This is a genomic window from Streptomyces sp. SYP-A7185 (genome assembly GCF_046103685.1).
Classification (GTDB): Bacteria; Actinomycetota; Actinomycetes; order Streptomycetales; family Streptomycetaceae; genus Streptomyces.
This window is the reverse complement of sequence record NZ_CP122310.1, coordinates 6,174,755-6,196,020: the sequence shown is the minus strand read 5'-3', so window position 1 is coordinate 6,196,020 and position 21,266 is coordinate 6,174,755. Positions and strand designations below refer to the sequence as shown.

Genomic DNA, 21,266 nt, shown 5'->3' with positions numbered 1-21,266 from the left:
AGTGACAGCAACGGAGCGGGGTCCCCGGGACACGGAACTGGGGAGCGCGGTAGCGTCACCGCATAACTACGTGGTGCGTTACCCGTGTGACGCAGTCCGGACCGCCGCTGACGGCGGACCTGGAGCCCCGAAAGTGCTTGTACCACCTTGGAGGTGAGGGTGTCCCAGATCGCAGGCGAGCCCGGGAATCAGGACTTCGTCGAGGTCCGCCTTCCGGCTGCGGGTGCCTATCTGTCGGTGCTGCGGACGGCCACGGCCGGCCTCGCGGCCCGTTTGGACTTCACTCTCGACGAGATCGAGGACCTGCGCATCGCGGTCGACGAGGCCTGCGCGATCCTGCTCCAGCAGGCCGTGCCCGGTTCGGTGCTCAGCTGCGTCTTCCGCCTCGTGGACGACTCCCTGGAGGTGACCGTCTCGGCGCCGACCACCGACGGCCGGGCCCCTGAGCGGGACACCTTCGCCTGGACTGTGCTGTCCGCCCTCGCGGGTCAGGTCGACTCCACCGTGGCCGAGGACAACACCGTCTCGATCAGTCTCTACAAGAAGCGCGGCGCGGGACCCGGGCCGGCGTGAGGGGCGGGGAGGGGCCGGTGCGGGACGAAGAGCGCGGCACGCGGGATCTGTCCGGAGGCCGGGGAGGTACGCCGACGAGGGGGCGCGACGCTCCGGTCGAGCCGATGCTCACGGGCATCCCCGAGCAGCAGGCCAGGCCGCACCCGGAGGACTCGGAGCAGCCGGGTCCCCCGACGGTGGCCGACGCGTCGGAGCAGGCAGAGCCGACCGCCGAGGAGGAGCGCCCACAGCCCTCCGCCGGAGGCGGCGCGCAACGGGCGGGATACATGAGCGAACACGGTGAGCAGCAGCACACCCGGCACAATCCGCAGGACCGCAGCGGCGCACGCGCGATGTTCGTCGAGCTGCGCGAGCTGGAGAGCGGCAGTACCGCGTACGCGGAGCTGCGCAACAAGCTGGTCCGCATGCACCTGCCGCTCGTCGAGCACCTGGCCCGTCGCTTCCGCAACCGCGGCGAGCCGCTCGACGACCTGACGCAGGTCGCCACCATCGGCCTGATCAAGTCCGTCGACCGCTTCGACCCGGAGCGCGGCGTGGAGTTCTCGACGTACGCCACGCCCACGGTCGTCGGCGAGATCAAGCGCCACTTCCGCGACAAGGGCTGGGCGGTCCGGGTGCCGCGGCGCCTCCAGGAGCTGCGGCTCGCGCTGACCACGGCGACCGCCGAGCTGTCCCAGCTGCACGGCCGCTCCCCCACGGTGCACGAGCTGGCCGAGAAGCTGGGCATCTCCGAGGAGGAGGTCCTCGAAGGCCTGGAGTCGGCCAACGCGTACTCCACGCTGTCCCTGGACGTCCCGGACACGGACGACGAGTCACCGGCGGTCGCGGACACCCTGGGCGCGGAGGACGAGGCCCTGGAGGGCGTCGAGTACAGGGAGTCCCTCAAACCGCTCCTGGAAGACCTTCCGCCCCGCGAGAAGCGCATCCTGCTCCTGCGGTTCTTCGGCAACATGACGCAGTCGCAGATCGCCCAGGAAGTCGGCATCTCCCAGATGCACGTCTCCCGGCTTCTCGCCCGCACACTCGCGCAGCTGCGCGAGAAGCTCCTCGTCGAGGAGTGACGGAGGAGCAGGCCGCCCCTCCGGGCCTGCTCCTTCGGCAGACCGGTCCCGGGCCGGCCGGCGGACCGGCCCCCGTGCCCGCCGGTTACTTCGCGTCGTCCGGCGCGCTCCCCGGGCCCCGGATGCCGAGGGCCTCGGTCGTGGCCGGATTCACCAGCAGGACGAGCGCCGCCACCGCGACGGCCGCGAGCGCGATCCCGGCCGGGATGGCCATGCTGTCGGCCTGGAGCAGCTGCCAGGCCACCGGAAGCGCCATGATCTGCGTGATGATGGCGGGCCCCCGGCTCCAGCTCCGCCGGCGCAGCAGACCGCGGGCGGCCAGCAGGGGAAGCAGCGCGAGGACGATGAGGGTGACGCCGCCGGTCGTGGCCTGTTCCGGGTTGTCGGGGTCACCCGCCAGACCCATCACGAGCATGTAGACACCGGCGGCGATGAGGGCGGCGCCCTCCAGCCCGGCCAGGGCCGCGGCAGCCGTCAGGCGCCCGGGTCGCGGGCCTTCTTCCGGGGCTTCGGGGGTGGAGTTCCGCTCAGTGCTCACCCTTGCAGGGTAGCTGTGCGTGTCCGGGCTCCGGCCCCCGGCCGGTACCCCTCGGTCTAGGCCGGATCACGACCCCTAGGTACTCTGCTTCGCATGCGTGCACTCCTTGTGGTCAACCCGGCGGCAACCACCACCAGCGCGCGCACGCGTGACGTATTGATCCACGCGCTGGCGAGCGAGATGAAACTCGAAGCGGTCACCACCGAGTACCGCGGGCACGCCCGGGACCTCGGCAGACAGGCCGCGGAGAGCAAGGACATCGAGCTGGTCGTCGCCCTCGGCGGGGACGGCACGGTCAACGAGGTCGTGAACGGCCTGCTGCACAACGGCCCCGATCCGGCCCGGCTGCCGCGCCTTGCCGTCGTTCCCGGCGGTTCCACCAACGTCTTCGCACGCGCCCTCGGTCTGCCCAACGACGCGGTGGAGGCGACCGGCGCCCTGCTCGACGCCCTGCGTGAGGGAAGTGAACGCACAGTGAGCCTGGGGCAGCTTTCGGGCACTCCGGGCACGGAGGACGAAGCGGTCCCCTCGCGCTGGTTCACTTTCGCCGCGGGATTCGGATTCGACGCCGGAGTGGTGGGACGGGTCGAACAGCAGAGGGAGCGCGGGAAGCGGTCCACCCATGCGCTGTATTTGCGCCAGGTGTTCCGCCAGTTCCTCGACGAGCCGCACCGCAGACACGGGATGATCACGCTGGAACGGGCCGGCGAGGACCCCGTGACGGACCTGGTGCTCTCCATAGTCTGCAACACCTCTCCGTACACCTACCTGGGCAATCGCCCGATGTACGCCTCCCCGCAGGCCTCCTTCGACACCGGCCTCGACGTGCTCGGTCTGAGCAAGCTGTCGACCACCGCCGTGGCGCGTTACGGGACGCAGCTCCTGACCTCGACGCCCGAGCGCGGACCTCACGGCAAGCACGCGGTTACGCTCCATGACCTCACCGACTTCACCTTGCATTCGAAGGTGCCGCTCCCCCTCCAGATGGACGGCGACCACCTGGGACTGCGTACGAGCGTGACGTTCACAGGCGTACGCCGTGCACTGCGTGTGATTGTGTGAGTAGAAGGGCCCAAACTCCTTTCACTCGAACGTTTAGGCCAGGGTCCACCCCATGGAAGTACGGCTGTGACTCAGCCGACACTAAGGAATCAAAAAAAACTTCCTTGAAGGGGTTGTATCCGCCGCCGAGGTTTGCGAATCTCTACATGGCGATCGGGACGGCCCGCAACATCGGCCCCACAGATAGCCAGAACCCCCTCCTCAACGCATAGGACATCGTCGCGTTTGTGACGAAAGTCCCTTCCGTCGTCGAGGGATTCGTGAAAGCGTTCACATTCACAAGCAACCTGCATGTAATACCAAGGAGAGGTAGCAGCCATGGACTGGCGTCACAACGCCGTTTGCCGCGAGGAAGACCCCGAGCTCTTCTTCCCCATCGGCAACACCGGTCCTGCGCTGCTGCAGATCGAGGAAGCCAAGGCCGTCTGCCGCCGCTGCCCCGTCATGGAGCAGTGCCTGCAGTGGGCGCTCGAGTCCGGCCAGGACTCCGGCGTCTGGGGTGGCCTCAGCGAGGACGAGCGCCGCGCAATGAAGCGCCGCGCCGCTCGCAACCGTGCACGCCAGGCAAGCGCCTGACGCCCACACCCCTACGAGCCTGAGCCCGGCGGCGCGTACAGCGAGTACGCATCTCCCGCCCCCGAGCCGCAGCCGCGCAGTACCCCCGATGCGCAACGCAACGTGAGCAGTGAGCCCCGGACCACTTCGGTCCGGGGCTCACTGCTGTGCGTCCGCGTGCGTCACTTGTCCGCGCGCACCGGGATGTCGAGGACGACCTGCGTGCCGCGCTCCGGGGCCCGCACCATGTCGAACGTGCCGCCCATCTCTCCCTCGACCAGGGTGCGGACGATCTGAAGGCCGAGGTTGCCCGAGCGGTGCGGGTCGAAGCCGTCGGGCAGACCGACCCCGTCGTCCTGGACGGTGATGAGCAGCCGGGCGTCCTTGCTGGTGCCGCCGCGCACGGCGGAGACCTCGACCGTGCCGGTGTCGCCTTCCTGGAAGCCGTGCTCCAGGGCGTTCTGGAGTACCTCGGTGAGGACCATCGACAGCGGGGTCGCGACCTCGGCGTCCAGGATGCCGAAGCGTCCGGTGCGCCGGCCGGTCACCTTGCCGGGCGAGATCTCGGCGACCATCGCGAGGACGCGGTCGGCGATCTCGTCGAACTCCACGCGCTCGTCCAGGTTCTGGGACAGCGTCTCGTGCACGATGGCGATGGAGCCCACGCGGCGTACGGCCTCTTCGAGGGCTTCGCGGCCGGTCGCGGAGTCGATGCGGCGCGCCTGGAGGCGCAGCAGCGCGGCGACCGTCTGGAGGTTGTTCTTCACCCGGTGGTGGATCTCCCGGATGGTCGCGTCCTTGGTGATCAACTCCCGCTCGCGGCGGCGCAGTTCGGTGACGTCGCGGAGCAGCACGAGCGAGCCGATTCGCGGGCCCTTGGGCTTGAGCGGGATCGCGCGGAGCTGGATCACGCCGTCGCCGCCCTCGATCTCGAACTCGCGGGGCGCCCAGCCGCTGGCGACCTTGGACAGCGCCTCGTCCACCGGGCCGCGGGAGGGGGCGAGTTCGGCGGTCGCCGTGCCGAGGTGGTGGCCGACCAGGTCGGCGGCGAGGCCGAGCCGGTGGTAGGCGGAGAGCGCGTTCGGTGACGCGTACTGGACGATGCCGTCCGCGTCGAGCCGGAGCAGACCGTCGCCCACGCGCGGGGACGCGTCCATGTCGACCTGCTGGCCGGGGAACGGGAAGGACCCCGCGGCGATCATCTGCGCCAGGTCGGACGCCGACTGGAGGTAGGTGAGCTCCAGTCGGGAAGGGGTACGCACCGTGAGCAGGTTCGTGTTGCGGGCGATGACACCCAGGACGCGCCCTTCCCTGCGTACGGGGATGGACTCGACCCGCACCGGGACCTCTTCGCGCCACTCGGGGTCGCCCTCGCGCACGATGCGGCCCTCGTCCAGGGCGGCGTCGAGCAGCGGGCGGCGGCCGCGCGGGACCAGGTGGCCGACCATGTCGTCCTGGTACGAGGTGGGCCCGGTGTTGGGCCGCATCTGCGCCACGGAGACATAGCGGGTGCCGTCGCGCGTGGGGACCCACAGCACGAGGTCGGCGAAGGAGAGGTCGGAGAGCAGCTGCCACTCCGAGACCAGCAAGTGCAGCCACTCGAGATCGGAGTCACCGAGAGCGGTGTGCTGGCGTACGAGGTCGTTCATGGAGGGCACGTGTGCGAGCGTACCTGGCAGGTCCCGCGGGTCTGCTCCGGGCGATTTCCCGACGAGCCGCGGCGCCAGGGCGGGACCCTCAACCCACCCACGGCACCGCAGCCCTTCAGGAACACCGACCACCGGAATGTGCGGTACCGGACGGCCGGTCGGAGGACCCGGCACGGTCAGGGCAGAGAGTGCCGGTTCCTCGGTCCGCTCTCCTGTGCGGGGAGAGCGGATGCTTTACCAACGCATTGTGGACTAGACCATTCGCCCATGTCTACGCGTCGGCAGATGTTTGTCGTTGTCTCTTTCCCCCGCCTGCCGCCCGGCGGACGCGTTCCGCCCAGCCGCGTTATACCCCGCCCCGGACCACCATGGCCAGCCCGACGGGCGGGGTCGGCCGGGAGGGCCGAGCATGGAGACGAGTGTGCGGGAAGGGTGGAACTTGAGGCCCGGGAACCCGGGACCCGGGTGGGCCAGCTCTGCTAGATTGGTCTATACCACATAGACCCCCGTGGGTTCTCTCCCCGGACCCGTGAGTCCCCTCTCCAGATCGGCAGGCCCAGCGTGGAAGTTGTCATCGTCCCGGACGCCAAGGCAGGCGGCGAGCTCATCGCGGAGGCCATGGCCGCCTTGGTGCGCCGCAAGCCTGACGCCCTGCTCGGTGTCGCCACCGGATCCACCCCGCTGCCCATCTACGAAGCCCTGGCCGCCAAGGTCGGCTCCGGTGCCGTGGATGCCTCGCGGGTGCGGATCTGCCAGCTCGACGAGTACGTGGGGCTGCCGGCCGGGCACCCCGAGTCCTACCGCTCCGTGGTGCTGCGCGAGGTCGTCGAGCCGCTGGGGCTCAGCGAGAAGTCCTTCATGGGGCCCGACGGCACCGCCCAGGACGTCCAGGCGGCGTGCGAGGCGTACGACCAGGCGCTCGCGGACGCCGGCGGCGTGGACCTCCAGCTGCTGGGGATCGGCACGGACGGGCACATCGGCTTCAACGAACCGTGCTCTTCCCTCGCCTCGCGCACGCGGATCAAGACCCTGACGAACCAGACGCGGGTGGACAACGCCCGCTTCTTCGACGGCGACATCGAGCAGGTGCCGCACCACGTCATCACGCAGGGCATCGGGACGATCCTGGAGGCGCGGCACCTGGTGCTGCTCGCCACCGGTGAGGGCAAGGCGGACGCGGTCGCCGCGACGGTGGAGGGTCCCGTCGCCGCGGTGGTTCCGGCGTCGGCCCTCCAGCTGCACCCGCACGCGACCGTCGTCGTGGACGAGGCCGCCGCCTCCAAGCTGAAGCTCGGGGAGTACTTCCGGGCGACGTACGCGGCCAAGCCCGACTGGCAGGGTCTGTAAGCGGGGTCGGCGTCACGCGAAGGTGCCGGGGCGCCCCCGCTGGGGGCGCCCCGGCACCTTTCTGTCCGGCGCTGATCACGCCCCTGTGATGACCTCTGCCGCCGCCAGGCCGCAGACCCGTGCCGCTCCGTGGGTGGCGATGTACAGGGCGCCCGCCGGGGATGACCGGGGGACGCCCATCTCGACCACGATCGTGTCCGGGCGGGCGGTCAGGAGGGTGGCCAGGGACTCCGCCATCCACGCGTGGCGGTGGGCGTCGCGGACCACGGCCACGATCCGCCGCTCCCCCGCCTCGGCCAGCGCGAGCGCACCCGCGTCCGCACCCGTGAAACTGCCCGTCTCGGTGCCCGGCAGCAGGCGCTCGAGCTCCGCGGCCACGCCCCACGGGGTCTCGTCGCCCACCGCGATGTTGGCCATCGGGGTGAAGGCGGCGACGAACGGGGCCTCGGTCAGCGGGGCCGTGTAGGACTCCCCGCGGGTGACCGTCAGGGCGCGGCGGGCCGCGACCAGGCCGATCTCGGTGCCGGGCGCGCCCCCCGAACGCTCGGCCGCGCCCGACACCGAAGTCCAGTGGGCGAGGGCCCGCACCCGCGTGGCCGCGTCGGCGAGGCGCTCCTCGGAGAGCTCGCCCGTGCGGACGGCCCCGACGAGGGCGTCGCGCAGGCGCGTGACCGTCTCGTCGTCCGCGAGGCCGCCGCCCACGCAGATCGCGTCGGCGCCGGCCGCGATGGCCAGGACGCTGCCGCGCTCGATGCCGTACGTGGCGGAGATGGCCTGCATCTCCATGCCGTCGGTGACGATCAGGCCGTCGAAGCCGAGCTCCTCGCGCAGGACACCCGTCAGGATGCGGCGCGAGAGGGTCGCCGGGTACTCCGCGTCCAGGGACGGCACGAGGATGTGCGCGCTCATCATGGCCCGCGTGCCCGCGGCGATCGCGGCCCGGAACGGCGCGAGGTCACGCGCCCGGAGCACCTCGGGGTCCACGCCGATGCGGGGCATGTCGTGGTGCGAGTCGACGGCGGTGTCGCCGTGCCCGGGGAAGTGCTTGGTGCAGGCGGCGACGCCCGCGGACTGGAGCCCCTCGACGTACGCGGCGGTGTGCCGGGCCACCAGGCCGGGGTCGGCGCCGAAGGACCGTACGCCGATGACGGGGTTGTCCGGGTTGGAGTTGACGTCGGCGGACGGCGCCCAGTTGAGGTTGACGCCGCACGCCGCGAGCCGGCGGCCCAGCTCGGCGGCCACGTCACGGGTCAGCGCCGTGTCGTCGACCGCGCCGAGGGCGTGGTTGCCCGGGAAGGAGGAGCCGGAGCGGACCTCCAGGCGGGTCACGTCACCGCCCTCCTCGTCGATGGCGACCAGGACGTCGTCGCGCTCGGCGCGCAGCTGGGCGGTCAGGGCGGCCAGCTGTTCGGGCGAGGCGATGTTGCGGCCGAACAGGCCGACCGAGGCGAGGCCTTCACCGATCCGGCGCAGCAGCCAGTCCGGCGCGCTGGTCCCGACGAAGCCGGGCTGGAGGACGGTCAGGGCGTCGCGGGTCAGGGTGTCGGCGGGGCGGGTGAGTGTCGTCATATGGCGTGTTATCCCTTCACGGCGCCGTCGGTCAGACCGCTGACGGCCCTGCGCTGCAGGAAGACGAAGAGGACGAGGATCGGGATGGCGAAGAGCGAGGCGGCGGCCATCGTGGCACCCCAGTCGTCGCCGAAGGCGGTCTGGAAGCCGGAGAGCCACACCGGGAGTGTCTTGGCCTCCGCCTCCTTGTTGAGGACAAGGACGAGCGGGAATTCGTTCCAGGCGGTGATGAATCCGAAGAGCGAGGTGGACATCAGGCCCGGTGCGAGCAGCGGCAGGATCACCCGGCGGAACGCCTGCATCCGGGAACAGCCGTCGACCATCGCCGACTCCTCCAGCTCGCGCGGCACCGCGGCGACGAAGCCGCGCAGCGTCAGGAGCGTGAAGGGCAGGATCATCACCATGTAGAAGAGGGTGAGGGGAACCAGGCTGTTCAGCATGTCGGCGTCGCGCACGATGATGTAGATCGCGATGACCATGACTTCCCAGGGCGCCATCTGGGCCAGCATGAAGCCGATGATGAAGCCCTTGCGGCCCTTGAAGCGCATGCGGGCGAGCGCGAACGCCGACGCCAAGCCGATGATCAGCGAGAAGAGCACGGCGAGCACCGTGACGGTGAGCGAGTTGCCGACCATCGTCCAGAAGTGGTCGGCCTCGACGGCCGTCTTGAAGTGCTCGAACGTCGCGTCGGTCGGGAACCACACCGGGTCCTCGCTGATGATGTCGCCGGTCGGCTTGAAGGCCGTGGCGAACATCCAGTAGACCGGGAAGACGAAGCCGATGAAGAGCACGACGGCCACGGCGTTGGGCCAGATGCGGCGGAACCTCGACGATGCGGTGCCGTTCACAGCTCGTCCTCCTCTTGCTTGAGCACGATCCGCAGGTAGAAGGCGGTCAGGGCCAGCAGGATGACGATGGTGAGCAGCGCGATCGCCGCACCCATGCCGAAGTGCTGGTTGCCCATGCCCTCGATGTAGGCGTAGACGGGCAGGATCTCGGTGAGCCGGTCCGGGCCGCCCTCGTTGAGCGCGAAGACCTGCGCGAACGCCTTGAAGACCCAGATGATCTCCAGGAACGTCGTCGCGTAGAGGAAGGGCCGCAGGTAGGGCAGCGTGACGTTCGTGAAGCGCTTCCAGGCGCCGGCGCCGTCGAGCGACGCGGCCTCGTAGAGCTCCTTGGGGATCGTCGTCGTCGCGGCGTACAGGTTGATCGCCACGAAGGGGATCGACTGCCAGACGATCAGGACGATGACCACGAAGAACGTGGAGTACTGGCTTCCCATCCAGTCGTACTCGGCCATCGAGTGCCAGCCGGCCTTGTCCAGGACCCAGTTGACGACGCCGAAGCGGGTCGCGAACAGCCACTGGTAGACGGTGGTCGAGGCGATGACCGGCATGGCCCAGGCGAGCACGAGGCCGACGAGGAGAAGCGTCCGCATCCGCTTGCCGAGCCGGGCGAGCAGCAGGCCCACCAGGGTGCCGATCAGCATGATCAGTACGACGTTGACCGCGGTGAACGCGATCGAGCGGCCGGTCACCCGCCAGAAGTCCTCGCCGCTGAGGACCTCCTTGAAGTTGTCGATCCCGTTCCACTCCGTGAGGTGGAGGATGAACTGCCTCATGTTGAGGTTCTGGAACGACAGGATCCCGTTGTTGACCAGCGGCCAGCCGAGGAACACCAGGGTGGCCGCGAGTGCGGGAAGCAGCAGCAAGTAGGGCGCGAACGACCGGGCCCCCGTGCGGGGCTTACCCGGATCCGCCGGCCGCCTGTCCGATTTCAGATCCTCCGTCGGGCCGGAGGGCGGCCGTTCGGTCTGCACGGTCATGCTTCGCCATCTCTTTCGTGGGCATCGCGGAACGCAGCGCTGAGCCGGGGCAGCGGGCCCGGGGGAAAAAGACACCCCGGGCCCGAAGTCCCCGGCAGGAGCGCGTCCTTACTGCTTCTGCGACAGGCGCTTGTTGAGCTCGCCCTCGACCTGCTTGGCGGCTTCGTCGTTGGACTTACCGTTCAGCACCGCGGTCATGTAGTTCTTGATCGGGTTCGGCGGGTTCTCCACCGCGGCCCACTCCGGGATCAGCGGGGTGGTGCCACCGCCGGAGGTGGCGGGGGCCATGGCCTCGGCGGCCGGGTTGCCCTTGAGCTGGGCCTCCAGGGCCTGCTTGTTGGGGATGACGCCACCTTCCTTGGCGAGCGCGCCCTCGTGCTTGTCGTTCAGCGCGATCTTCAGGAACTCCTTGGCGAGCTCCTGCTTCTTGCTGGTCGCGGCCACGGCGAGGTTCGAGCCGCCGAGGAAGACGCCCTCGGGCTTGTCGGCGGTGGCGCCGGGGATCGTGAAGTAACCGATGTCCTTCTCGATCTTGGGGTTGGCCTTGATCGCCGTCGCGGCCTCCCAGCTCATGCCGATGAAGGCGCCGGTCTTGCCCTTGGCGAAGACCTCGGCCTGCTGCGGGGTGGCCTCGTCCTTGTTCTTGGGGGCCTTGGAGAGGTCCGCGAACTGCTTGTACGTCTTCATGGCCTTGGCGACCTTGGGGTCGGTCAGGTTGGAGACGTACTTGTCGCCGTCCTTCTTGACCAGCTCGGCGCCCTCACCGATGGTCAGGCCGACGAAGTGGTACCAGTTCTGGCCCGGCAGGTAGATCGGCTCGGCTTCGGTCTTGGAGCCGATCTGCTTGAGGTCCTTGAGGAACTCCTCGCGGGTCTTGGGCGTCTCCTTGATGCCCGCGTCGGCCCAGACCTTCTTGTTGTAGATGACGACGCGGTTCAGGACGAACCACGGGGCGGCGTACTGCTTGCCGTCCACGACCGAGGACTTGTTGATCGACTCGGTCCAGTCGGCGCCGACGCCTTCCTTCAGGTCGCCGAGCTCGGCGAGGCCGCCGGTCTTGGCGTACGCGGCGGTCTGGGTGTTGCCGATCTCGAAGACGTCCGGCGGGTTCTCCTCGGAGAGGGCCGTGGTCAGCTTCTGCTGGATGCCGTTCCACTGCTGGACTTCGAGCTTCAGCTTGGCGCCGGTCTTCTTCTCGAAGGCGGCCTTGACGTCCTTGGTCCAGCCGTCGGGCGTGGAACCGTCCATCGCCCAGAGCGTCAGGGTCTCCCCCTTGAAGCCGTCCGCTCCGGCCTTCTTGTCACCGCTGTCGTCGCCGCCGCAGGCCGCGATCGAGACCAACATGCCCGCGACACCGATGGCCGCTATGAGCTTGCGCTTCACGTCACCCTCCTCAAGGGATGCCAGTCAACCCCCCACCCGCAGCGACCAAATGGACCGAGATCTGCCCGTGGGACTGGAACCTGGTCTTTAATGGTGTAGACCAGTACGGGGAGCTTGGCCTAGACCTTTAGGGGTGTCAAGGGTGTATAAGAAGGGCTGTCAGGTCCGTTATCGGACCGACACCTCAGCGGGCACGGTCCTCCCCCCGAACTCTCGACTTCGCTCGAGCAGGGGGCGCCCCCACGGCCCGGTACGTGCCACGATGTGAGCCGCGACAGACGGAGGAGCCGGTGACGGCAGCAGGAAGGCGGACCATGGGCACCGAGGCGGGGAGTACGGGAACCGAAGCGGGTGCGGCAGCTCCCCTGGAGGCCCCGGAGACCGGCACGGCCGCGCAAGTCGGCCGTACCGCGCGCGTGCCCAAGTACTACCGCCTGAAGCGGCACTTGCTCGACATGACGGAGACACTGCCGCCCGGCACCCCCGTCCCCCCGGAGCGCACGCTGGCCGCCGAGTTCGACACCTCGCGCACGACGGTGCGCCAGGCCCTCCAGGAGCTGGTCGTCGAGGGCCGTCTGGAGCGGATCCAGGGCAAGGGCACCTTCGTGGCCAAGCCGAAGGTCTCCCAGGCGCTGCAACTCACCTCGTACACCGAGGACATGCGGGCCCAGGGCCTGGAGCCGACCTCCCAGCTCCTGGACATCGGGTACATCACCGCCGACGACACCCTGGCCGGACTGCTCGACATCGGCACGGGCGGCCGGGTCCTGCGCATCGAGCGCCTGCGGCTGGCCAACGGCGAGGCGATGGCCATCGAGACGACGCACCTCTCGGCCAAGCGCTTCCCGGCCCTGCGCCGCTCCCTGGTGAAGTACACCTCGCTCTACACCGCCCTCGCCGAGGTGTACGACGTCCACCTCGCGGAGGCCGAGGAGACGATCGAGACCTCCCTGGCAACCCCGCGCGAGGCTGGCCTGCTCGGGACGGACGTGGGCCTGCCGATGCTGCTCCTGTCCCGGCACTCCCTGGACGGCGGCGGCCAGCCGGTGGAATGGGTCCGCTCGGTCTACCGCGGCGACCGCTACAAGTTCGTCGCCCGCCTCAAGCGCCCCACGGAGTGACCCGCCCCGCCCCGGCGCTCCGGTCTTGGGCGGCGGTCAAGACCTTCTCGGCGGCCTGATCCTCTTCGGGGGTCTGGCGCGGGGAACCGTGCTGCTCTACGTTCCTCCCGTCATCGCATGATGAACGGGAGGACAGGCCGGTGCGCACAGCGAATCCCCGAACGATCGTCATCTGGTCCCTCGTCGCGCTGGTGGGCGCCGCGGGATGGACCGTGCTCGCACTGGCGCGCGACGAGGAGGTGTCGGCGGCCTGGATGGTGGCCGCGGCCCTCGGCTCGTACGCCATCGCCTATCGCTTCTACTCCAAGTTCATCCTCCACCGCGTCCTGCGGGTCGACAAGAAGCGGGCCACCCCGGCCGAGCGCCTGGACAACGGCATCGACTTCCATCCGACCGACCGCCGCGTCCTGCTCGGCCACCACTTCGCGGCGATCGCGGGCGCGGGACCGCTGGTGGGGCCTGTACTGGCCGCCCAGATGGGGTATCTGCCGGGCACGATCTGGATCATCGTCGGCGTGATCTTCGCGGGCGCCGTCCAGGACATGGTGGTCCTCTTCTTCTCCACCCGGCGGGACGGCAAGTCGCTGGGCCAGATGGCGCGCGAGGAGATCGGGCCCTTCGGCGGGGCCGCCGCGCTGCTCGCCGCCTTCGCCATCATGATCATCCTGCTCGGGGTGCTCGCCCTCGTCGTCGTCAACGCGCTCGCGGACTCGCCGTGGGGCACCTTCTCCATCGCGATGACCATCCCGATCGCCCTGTTCATGGGCTTCTACCTGCGGGTCCTGCGGCCCGGCCGGGTCAGCGAGGTCTCCCTCATCGGGATCACGCTGCTCCTGATCGCCCTGGTCGCCGGGCGCTGGGTCGCCGAGTCGTCCCTCGCGGACACCTTCACGCTCGCGCCCTCGACGCTGGTCATCTGGCTGGTGGCGTACGGATTCGTCGCCTCGATCCTGCCGGTGTGGATGCTGCTCGCGCCGCGCGACTACCTCTCCACGTTCATGAAGATCGGCACGATTCTGCTGCTCGCGGTCGGTGTCGTCGTCACGCTGCCGACGCTGAAGATGGACCCGGTGACCGACTTCGCCTCGCGCGGCGACGGGCCCGTCTTCGCGGGGTCGCTCTTCCCGTTCGTCTTCATCACCATCGCCTGCGGGGCCCTGTCCGGGTTCCACGCGCTGATCTCATCGGGCACCACGCCGAAGATGATCCAGAAGGAGACGCAGGTCCGGATGATCGGCTACGGCTCCATGCTGATGGAGTCGTCCGTCGCGGTCATGGCGCTCGTCGCGGCGAGCATCATCGACCCGGGGCTCTACTTCGCGATGAACGCGCCGGCTGGCGTCATCGGGGACAACGTCCAGGCCGCGTCGCAGGCGGTGGCGAACTTCGGGTACTCCATCTCGCCGCAGGACCTCGCACAGGCCGCCAAGAACGTCGAGGAGTCCTCGCTGCTCTCGCGCACCGGCGGCGCGCCCACGCTCGCGGTCGGGGTCTCCGAGATCTTCTCGAAGGTCACCGGCGGCTCCATGAAGGCGTTCTGGTATCACTTCGCGATCATGTTCGAGGCGCTGTTCATCCTGACCGCTCTCGACGCGGGCACGCGCGTGGGCCGCTTCATGCTCCAGGACATGCTCGGGAACGTCTACAAGCCCTTCAAGCGGGTCAGCTGGAAGCCCGGGCTCATCATCACCAGCGCGGTCGTGACCGGCCTGTGGGGCTACTTCCTGTGGGTGGGCGTGCACGAGCCGCTCGGCGGGATCAACCAGCTCTTCCCGATCTTCGGCATCTCCAACCAGCTCCTGGCCGCGGTCGCGCTCGCCGTCTGCACGACGCTCCTGGTGAAGTCCGGGCGCCTCAAGTGGGCCTGGGTCACCGGCATCCCGCTCGCCTGGGACGCCACGGTGACGCTCACCGCGAGCTGGCAGAAGGTGTTCTCCAGCGACCCGCGCGTGGGCTTCTTCCAGCAGCGCGCCAACTACCAGGACGCCATCGACGCGGGCAAGGTCCTGCCGCCCGCCAAGAACATGGACGACATGCACACCGTCGTCACCAACTCCACGGTGGACGGCGTCCTGTCGGCCGCGCTCGCCCTGCTCATCGTCGTCGTGATCGTGGACGCGGCCCGGATCTGCGTGAAGCACGTGCGCGACCCGCAGTCCTCGAAGCTGAGCGAGGCGGAGTACGTGGAGTCGAAGCTGGTCGCCCCGGCCGGGCTCATCCCCACCCGGGAGGAGAAGGCCGAACTGGCGGCGGCGTCGTCGCGGGCCGCGGACGACGCGCAGGTCCCGTCATGACGTGGGTGCTGCGCGGGCTGCGCTGGGTGCGGTGGTACACCCGCGAGCTGACCGACGAGTCCGCGTACGACCGGTATGTCGCCCATCGGCGCACGACGCATCCCGGGGCATCCGTGCCCTCCCGGAGGGAGTTCGAGCGAATGCGGACGGACCGCCAGGAGTCCGACCCCACCCAGGGGTTCCGCTGCTGCTGAGCAGGCACGTCGACCCGTCCGGCAGCCGTCCGGAATCCGGACGGGGGTTCCATAGATCAATTCCCTCGCTTAGATTTCCCGCACGTTAAAGGTGGGATAAGCGAGGGAGCGGAGCCGCGAAGTGTCAGATGCGCCTGAAGTGAGCAGACCGGTGATCACGCCGGTCCGCGTGGTCATTGCCCTCTGTCTCGTCGCGCCGTTCGTGGCGATGCTCTGGGTGAGCTCCTACGCGAAGGTCGACCCGACCTTCATCGGCATCCCCTTCTTCTACTGGTACCAGATGCTGTGGGTGCTCATCTCCACCGCTCTCACCATGATCGCTTACAAGCTGTGGCAGCGTGACCAGCGCGCCCGCAAGGCCGAGCAGGCCCAGGGGGGTGCGACCCGATGAACGTGCTCGCAGCGGACACGGGCGGCGTGAACGGCATCGCCCTCGCCGTCTTCATCTTCTTCTTCGCCGCCGTCACGGCGATGGGCTTCCTGGCCGCGCGCTGGCGCAAGGCCGAGACCGAGAGCCTGGACGAATGGGGCCTGGGCGGCCGGTCGTTCGGCACCTGGGTCACGTGGTTCCTGCTCGGCGGCGACCTCTACACCGCCTATACGTTCGTGGCCGTCCCGGCGGCGATCTACGCGGCGGGCGCGGCCGGCTTCTTCGCCGTGCCGTACACGATCCTCGTCTACCCGCTGATCTTCACTTTCCTGCCGCGCCTGTGGTCCGTCTCGCACAAGCACGGATACGTGACCACCTCCGACTTCGTGCGCGGGCGGTTCGGCTCGAAGGGCCTCTCGCTGGCCGTCGCGGTCACCGGCATCCTCGCCACGATGCCGTACATCGCGCTCCAGCTGGTCGGCATCCAGGCCGTGCTCGACGTCATGGGCGTCGGCGGCGGTCCTGACACCAACTGGTTCATCAAGGACCTGCCGCTCCTGATCGCGTTCGCGGTGCTCGCCGCGTACACGTACTCGTCCGGGCTGCGCGCGCCCGCGCTGATCGCGTTCGTGAAGGACGGCCTGATCTACCTCGTGATCGCCGTCGCGATCATCTACATCCCGATCAAGCTCGGCGGGTTCGACGAGATCTTCCGGGCGGCGAGCGACAAGTTCTCGGCGACGAACGAGGCGGCGGGCAAGCCCGTCGCGGGCCTCGCGCCCGGCGAGGCCGGGCAGTGGACCTACGCCACGCTGGCGCTCGGCTCCGCGCTCGCGCTGTTCATGTACCCGCACTCGATCACGGCGACGCTCTCCTCCAAGAGCCGTGACGTGATCCGCCGCAACACCACGATCCTGCCGCTCTACTCGCTGATGCTGGGCCTGCTCGCGCTGCTCGGCTTCATGGCGATCGCGGCCGGGGTGAAGGTGGAGAACGGGCAGCTGGCGATTCCGCAGCTGTTCGAGAACATGTTCCCCGACTGGTTCACCGGTGTCGCGTTCGCCGCCATCGGCATCGGCGCGCTCGTGCCGGCCGCCATCATGTCGATCGCGGCCGCGAATCTCTTCACCCGGAACATCTACAAGGACTTCATCCGGCCGGACGCGACACCCGCGCAGGAGACCAAGGTCTCCAAGCTGGTCTCGCTCCTGGTGAAGGTGGGCGCGCTCGCCTTCGTCCTGACCATGGACAAGACGGTCGCGATCAACTTCCAGCTCCTGGGCGGCATCTGGATCCTCCAGACGATGCCCGCCCTGGTCGGCGGTCTGTTCACCCGGTGGTTCCACCGCTGGGCGCTGCTCGCGGGCTGGGCGGTCGGCATGCTCTACGGCACGGTCGCCGCGTACGGCGTCGCGTCGCCGACGCAGAAGCACTTCGGCGGCTCGTCCGACGAGATCCCCGGCATCGGCGAGATCGGCTACATCGGCCTCACGGCGTTCGTCCTGAACGTGGTGGTCACCGTGGTCATGACCTTCGTCCTGCGCGCCATGAAGGCCCCTGACGGCGTCGACGAGACCTCTCCCGGTGACTACACGGCGGACGTCGGCGACCCCGGCGTCGTCGAGGAACTGCCCCCGGCCACGGCGGGGGCGCCGGGCGGGCACTGATCCCGTTCTCGTACGCTCACCACAGCGGGCCGCCGGAGTGATCCGGCGGCCCGCTGTCGTTCCGACACAAGATATGGGGCTGACTCCCAGGGCCAGCACAAGATGTATGCTCGTGCTCGCTGTCGCCGCAGGGGAATCCGGTGCAAGTCCGGAACTGTCCCGCAACGGTGTATGAGTACGCATTTGTCGTGCTCGTGAGTCCGAAGACCTGTCGACAGCGCACCCGTTCCGACCGGTCCGGGTGCCGACGACGTCCGGGCCTCGTGGAATGGGCTGGTGGACGCGGAGCGCAGCCCTGCCCGGGCGCGCCCGTGTGTCACTCCTGCCCTCCTCAAGGCTCCGAGCCGAGCGAGGGAGTGCTCCGTGACCATCGCGCCAGCCGAACCTGCGTCAGCGCAGACTTCCGACGGTCAGCAGACCGCCGACGGCCCAGGAACCGCGCTGCTGCGTACCCTGACCGACCTCACCGCCGACCTCCCCGACGCCGACCCCGGCAGAGTCGCCGCCGCCGCGCTGCGCGGCCGCTCGGCCAAGGCGGATCTGGCGGAGCTGCGGGAGCTGGCGACCGAGGCCGCCGCGGGGCTCATCTCCGAGGACCCGACGTACTCGCAGCTCGCGGCCAGGCTCCTCAGCCTCAGCATCCGTGACGAGGCGGCGTCGCAGGGCGTGCGCTCCTTCTCCGACTCGGTGGCCGTGGGGCACCGCGAGGGCCTGATCGCGGACCGTACCGCCGCGTTCGTGGCCGACCACACGGACCGCCTGGACGGTCTCGTGGAGGCCGCCCTCGAGGACGGCGCGGACTTCCGCTTCGGCTACTTCGGTCTGCGCACCCTGCACAGCCGCTATCTCCTTCGCCACCCGATCACCCGGCACGTCATCGAGACCCCGCAGCACTTCATGCTGCGTGTCGCGAGCGGTCTCGCCGAGGACGGCAGCGTCCGCGCCCTGGACGAAGTCGCCTCCTTGTACCGCCTGATGAGCCGCCTGGACTACCTGCCGTCCTCGCCGACGCTCTTCAACTCCGGCACCCGCCACCCGCAGATGTCCTCCTGCTATCTCCTCGACTCCCCGCTGGACGAGCTGGACTCCATCTACGACCGCTACCACCAGGTCGCGCGGCTCTCCAAGCACGCGGGCGGCATCGGCCTCTCGTACTCCCGCGTCCGCGCCCGCGGTTCGCTGATCCGCGGCACGAACGGGCACTCCAACGGCATCGTGCCGTTCCTCAAGACCCTGGACGCCTCCGTCGCCGCCGTGAACCAGGGCGGCCGTCGCAAGGGCGCCGCCGCGGTCTATCTGGAGACGTGGCACTCCGACATCGAGGAGTTCCTGGAGCTGCGCGACAACACGGGTGAGGACCAGCGCCGCACGCACAACCTCAACCTCGCGCACTGGATCCCGGACGAGTTCATGCGCCGGGTCGCCGCCGACCAGGACTGGTCGCTGTTCTCGCCGGCCGACGTGCCCGAGTTCGTCGACCTGTGGGGCGAGGAGTTCGACGCCGCGTACCGTGAGGCCGAGGCCGCCGGGCTCGCCCGCAAGACCATCCCGGCCCGCGATCTGTACGGCCGCATGATGCGCACCCTCGCGCAGACCGGCAACGGCTGGATGACGTTCAAGGACGCCGCCAACCGCACGGCCAACCAGACGGCGGAGCCCGGCCACACCGTCCACTCCTCCAACCTCTGCACGGAGATCCTGGAGGTGACGGACGACGGGGAGACGGCCGTCTGCAACCTGGGCTCGGTGAACCTCGGCGCGTTCGTGGACACGGCCGCCGGCGACATCGACTGGGAGCGGCTCGACGAGACCGTCCGTACCGCCGTCACCTTCCTCGACCGCGTGGTCGACATCAACTTCTACCCGACCGAGCAGGCGGGACGCTCCAACGCCAGGTGGCGGCCCGTGGGCCTGGGCGCGATGGGTCTCCAGGACGTCTTCTTCCAGCTGAAGCTGCCCTTCGACTCCCCCGCCGCGCGCGCCCTCTCGACACGCGTCGCCGAGCGGATCATGCTCGCCGCGTACGAGGCGTCCGCCGACCTGGCCGAGCGCCCCCAAGCACCTTCGACAAGCTCCGGTGCAGGGGGGACCCCCATCGGTCCCTTTCCCGCCTGGGAGAAGACCCGCACCGCGCGCGGCGTCCTGCACCCCGACCACTACGGCGTCGAGCTGACCTGGCCGGAGCGCTGGGCCGCCCTGCGGGAACGTGTCGCCGCGACCGGCATGCGCAACTCGCTGCTGCTCGCCATCGCGCCGACCGCCACGATCGCGTCCATCGCGGGCGTCTACGAGTGCATCGAGCCGCAGGTCTCCAACCTCTTCAAGCGCGAGACGCTGTCCGGCGAGTTCCTCCAGGTCAACTCCTACCTGGTGCAGGAGCTGAAGCGGCTCGGCGTCTGGGACGCCCAGACCCGCGAGGCGCTGCGCGAGGCCAACGGCTCCGTGCAGGGCTTCGGCTGGATCCCCGCCGAGGTGCGCGACCTCTACCGCACCGCGTGGGAGATCCCGCAGCGCGGCCTGATCGACATGGCCGCCGCGCGCACGCCGTTCCTCGACCAGGCGCAGTCCCTGAACCTGTTCCTGGAGACGCCGACCATCGGCAAGCTCTCCTCGATGTACGCCTACGCCTGGCAGCAGGGTCTGAAGACCACGTACTACCTGCGTTCGCGCCCGGCGACCCGCATCGCCCGCGCGGCGGCCGGGCAGACCGCCGCCGCCGAGCCCGCGCCCGCCGCCGCTCCCGTACCCGCGCAGGTCACGGCCGAAGAAGCCGTCGCCTGCTCCCTGGAAAACCCCGAGTCCTGCGAGGCCTGCCAGTAATGAGCTCCACCACGAACGCGGAAAAGAACCTGCTTGACCCGGGCTTCGAGCTGACCCTGCGGCCCATGCGCTACCCGGACTTCTACGAGCGCTACCGGGACGCGATCAAGAACACCTGGACCGTCGAGGAGGTCGACCTCCACTCGGACGTCGCCGACCTCGCCAAGCTCTCGCCCGGCGAGCAGCACATGATCGGCCGCCTGGTCGCGTTCTTCGCCACCGGCGACTCGATCGTCTCCAACAACCTCGTGCTCACGCTCTACAAGCACATCAACTCCCCCGAGGCCCGGCTCTACCTGAGCCGTCAGCTGTTCGAGGAGGCCGTGCACGTCCAGTTCTATCTGACGCTGCTCGACACCTATCTGCCCGACCCGGAGGACCGCGCCGCGGCCTTCGACGCGGTCGAGGAGATCCCCTCCATCCGCGAGAAGGCCGAGTTCTGCTTCAAGTGGATGGACTCCGTCGAGAAGATGGACCGCCTGGAGAGCAAGGCCGACCGCCGGCGCTTCCTGCTGAACCTGATCTGCTTCGCCGCGTGCATCGAGGGCCTCTTCTTCTACGGTGCCTTCGCGTACGTCTACTGGTTCCGCTCGCGCGGTCTGCTGCACGGCCTGGCGACCGGCACCAACTGGGTCTTCCGCGACGAGACGATGCACATGAGCTTCGCCTTCGACGTGGTGGACACCGTGCGCAAGGAGGAGCCGGAGCTCTTCGACGACGCGCTCCAGACGCAGGTCACGGACATGCTCAAGGAGGCCGTCGAGGCCGAGCTCCAGTTCGCCCGCGACCTGTGCGGCGAGGGACTGCCCGGCATGAACACCGACTCCATGCGCGAGTACCTCCAGTGCGTCGCCGACCAGCGCCTCCAGCGCCTTGGCTTCGCGCCGGTCTACGGCTCGTCAAACCCGTTCTCGTTCATGGAGCTCCAGGGAGTCCAGGAGCTGACCAACTTCTTCGAGCGGCGTCCTTCGGCCTACCAGGTCGCCGTCGAGGGCTCGGTCTCCTTCGACGACGAGTTCTAGGGCCGCGGGCCCTTCGGAGCTGCGCGGGGCGGACGCCGCCTCGCGCAGCTCGCGGTCGATCCGGCGGTCGTGGAGGTACCCGACGAGCCCGGGTGCGGCCAGCAGGAGGAAGACGGTCAGGACGGTCGCGTAATCGGTGAATGCGTTCATGTCCTCACTGTCCTGCGCGCCGGACGGAAGCGTCAGTGGCAGGACTGCCACACACCATCGACTTAC

General features: G+C 69.3%; 18 protein-coding genes and 1 riboswitch. Of the genes, 12 read left to right on the top strand and 6 right to left on the bottom strand.

The genetic code is table 11. The features are described 5' to 3' along the window. The first annotated feature begins 159 nt into the window (after window positions 1-159). Entirely contained in the window at window positions 160-573 is a 414-nt protein-coding gene (locus QBL25_RS27320; protein ID WP_030780840.1) for an anti-sigma regulatory factor, read from the top strand. Further along, a complete protein-coding gene (locus QBL25_RS27315) occupies window positions 570-1,634 on the top strand; it encodes an RNA polymerase sigma factor SigF (protein WP_409059607.1) in 1,065 nt (354 codons plus the stop codon). Before QBL25_RS27320 ends, QBL25_RS27315 begins: the two co-directional genes overlap by 4 nt. Before the next feature lie 85 nt (window positions 1,635-1,719). Here the strand turns inward: QBL25_RS27315 and QBL25_RS27310 are convergent, their stop codons facing one another. Further along, complete coding sequence (locus QBL25_RS27310) at window positions 1,720-2,172, bottom strand: hypothetical protein (RefSeq protein ID WP_409059606.1); 453 nt, start codon at window positions 2,170-2,172, stop codon at window positions 1,720-1,722. Window positions 2,173-2,265: 93 nt separating this feature from the next. Between QBL25_RS27310 and QBL25_RS27305 the strand changes: the two genes are divergently transcribed. Next, on the top strand, window positions 2,266-3,234 hold the full coding sequence (locus tag QBL25_RS27305; protein ID WP_409059605.1) for a diacylglycerol/lipid kinase family protein: 969 nt from the start codon (window positions 2,266-2,268) through the stop codon (window positions 3,232-3,234). Window positions 3,235-3,552: 318 nt separating this feature from the next. Next, entirely contained in the window at window positions 3,553-3,810 is a 258-nt protein-coding gene (locus QBL25_RS27300; RefSeq protein ID WP_016639615.1) for a WhiB family transcriptional regulator, read from the top strand. A gap of 161 nt (window positions 3,811-3,971) precedes the next feature. Here QBL25_RS27300 and QBL25_RS27295 read toward each other — a convergent pair whose 3' ends face one another. Continuing rightward, entirely contained in the window at window positions 3,972-5,438 is a 1,467-nt protein-coding gene (locus QBL25_RS27295) for a sensor histidine kinase (RefSeq protein WP_409062798.1), read from the bottom strand. Window positions 5,439-5,999: 561 nt separating this feature from the next. Between QBL25_RS27295 and nagB the strand changes: the two genes are divergently transcribed. Then, window positions 6,000-6,785, top strand: coding sequence for a glucosamine-6-phosphate deaminase (gene nagB / locus QBL25_RS27290; RefSeq protein WP_409059604.1), 786 nt, complete (start codon window positions 6,000-6,002; stop codon window positions 6,783-6,785). Between the two features lie 75 nt (window positions 6,786-6,860). Here the strand turns inward: nagB and QBL25_RS27285 are convergent, their stop codons facing one another. The 4 genes from QBL25_RS27285 to QBL25_RS27270 all read right to left on the bottom strand — a co-directional run bounded on the left by QBL25_RS27285 (window position 6,861) and on the right by QBL25_RS27270 (window position 11,562). Then, window positions 6,861-8,354: a glycoside hydrolase family 3 protein gene (locus QBL25_RS27285; RefSeq protein ID WP_409059603.1), complete on the bottom strand. Its 1,494-nt coding sequence runs from the start codon at window positions 8,352-8,354 to the stop codon at window positions 6,861-6,863. An 8-nt stretch (window positions 8,355-8,362) separates the two neighbouring features. Further along, a complete protein-coding gene (locus tag QBL25_RS27280) occupies window positions 8,363-9,169 on the bottom strand; it encodes a carbohydrate ABC transporter permease (RefSeq protein WP_409062797.1) in 807 nt (268 codons plus the stop codon). A 29-nt stretch (window positions 9,170-9,198) separates the two neighbouring features. Continuing rightward, window positions 9,199-10,179 (bottom strand): carbohydrate ABC transporter permease, encoded by a 981-nt coding sequence (locus QBL25_RS27275; protein ID WP_409059602.1) that lies wholly within the window; start codon window positions 10,177-10,179, stop codon window positions 9,199-9,201. A gap of 108 nt (window positions 10,180-10,287) precedes the next feature. Next, on the bottom strand, window positions 10,288-11,562 hold the full coding sequence (locus QBL25_RS27270; protein ID WP_409059601.1) for an extracellular solute-binding protein: 1,275 nt from the start codon (window positions 11,560-11,562) through the stop codon (window positions 10,288-10,290). Window positions 11,563-11,876: 314 nt separating this feature from the next. On the opposite strand from QBL25_RS27270, the gene QBL25_RS27265 reads away from it, so the two are divergent. The 7 genes from QBL25_RS27265 to QBL25_RS27235 all read left to right on the top strand — a co-directional run bounded on the left by QBL25_RS27265 (window position 11,877) and on the right by QBL25_RS27235 (window position 21,050). Beyond that, on the top strand, window positions 11,877-12,683 hold the full coding sequence (locus tag QBL25_RS27265) for a GntR family transcriptional regulator (protein ID WP_409059600.1): 807 nt from the start codon (window positions 11,877-11,879) through the stop codon (window positions 12,681-12,683). Window positions 12,684-12,823: 140 nt separating this feature from the next. Continuing rightward, the gene (locus QBL25_RS27260; protein ID WP_409059599.1) at window positions 12,824-14,977 is read left to right on the top strand and encodes a carbon starvation CstA family protein; all 2,154 of its coding nucleotides are present in this window, start codon (window positions 12,824-12,826) and stop codon (window positions 14,975-14,977) included. After that, window positions 14,974-15,171 (top strand): YbdD/YjiX family protein, encoded by a 198-nt coding sequence (locus QBL25_RS27255; RefSeq protein ID WP_409059598.1) that lies wholly within the window; start codon window positions 14,974-14,976, stop codon window positions 15,169-15,171. Before QBL25_RS27260 ends, QBL25_RS27255 begins: the two co-directional genes overlap by 4 nt. Window positions 15,172-15,292: 121 nt before the next feature. After that, window positions 15,293-15,562, top strand: a complete 270-nt coding sequence (locus tag QBL25_RS27250) for a DUF3311 domain-containing protein (RefSeq protein WP_409059597.1) — start codon at window positions 15,293-15,295, stop codon at window positions 15,560-15,562. Then, complete coding sequence (mctP, locus tag QBL25_RS27245; RefSeq protein ID WP_409059596.1) at window positions 15,559-17,208, top strand: monocarboxylate uptake permease MctP; 1,650 nt, start codon at window positions 15,559-15,561, stop codon at window positions 17,206-17,208. Before QBL25_RS27250 ends, mctP begins: the two co-directional genes overlap by 4 nt. 131 nt (window positions 17,209-17,339) lie before the next feature. Further along, window positions 17,340-17,417: riboswitch (cobalamin riboswitch) on the top strand. A gap of 154 nt (window positions 17,418-17,571) precedes the next feature. Beyond that, on the top strand, window positions 17,572-20,028 hold the full coding sequence (locus tag QBL25_RS27240) for a ribonucleoside-diphosphate reductase subunit alpha (RefSeq protein WP_409059595.1): 2,457 nt from the start codon (window positions 17,572-17,574) through the stop codon (window positions 20,026-20,028). Then, a complete protein-coding gene (locus QBL25_RS27235) occupies window positions 20,028-21,050 on the top strand; it encodes a ribonucleotide-diphosphate reductase subunit beta (protein ID WP_365820383.1) in 1,023 nt (340 codons plus the stop codon). Before QBL25_RS27240 ends, QBL25_RS27235 begins: the two co-directional genes overlap by 1 nt. Window positions 21,051-21,266 lie beyond the last annotated feature (216 nt).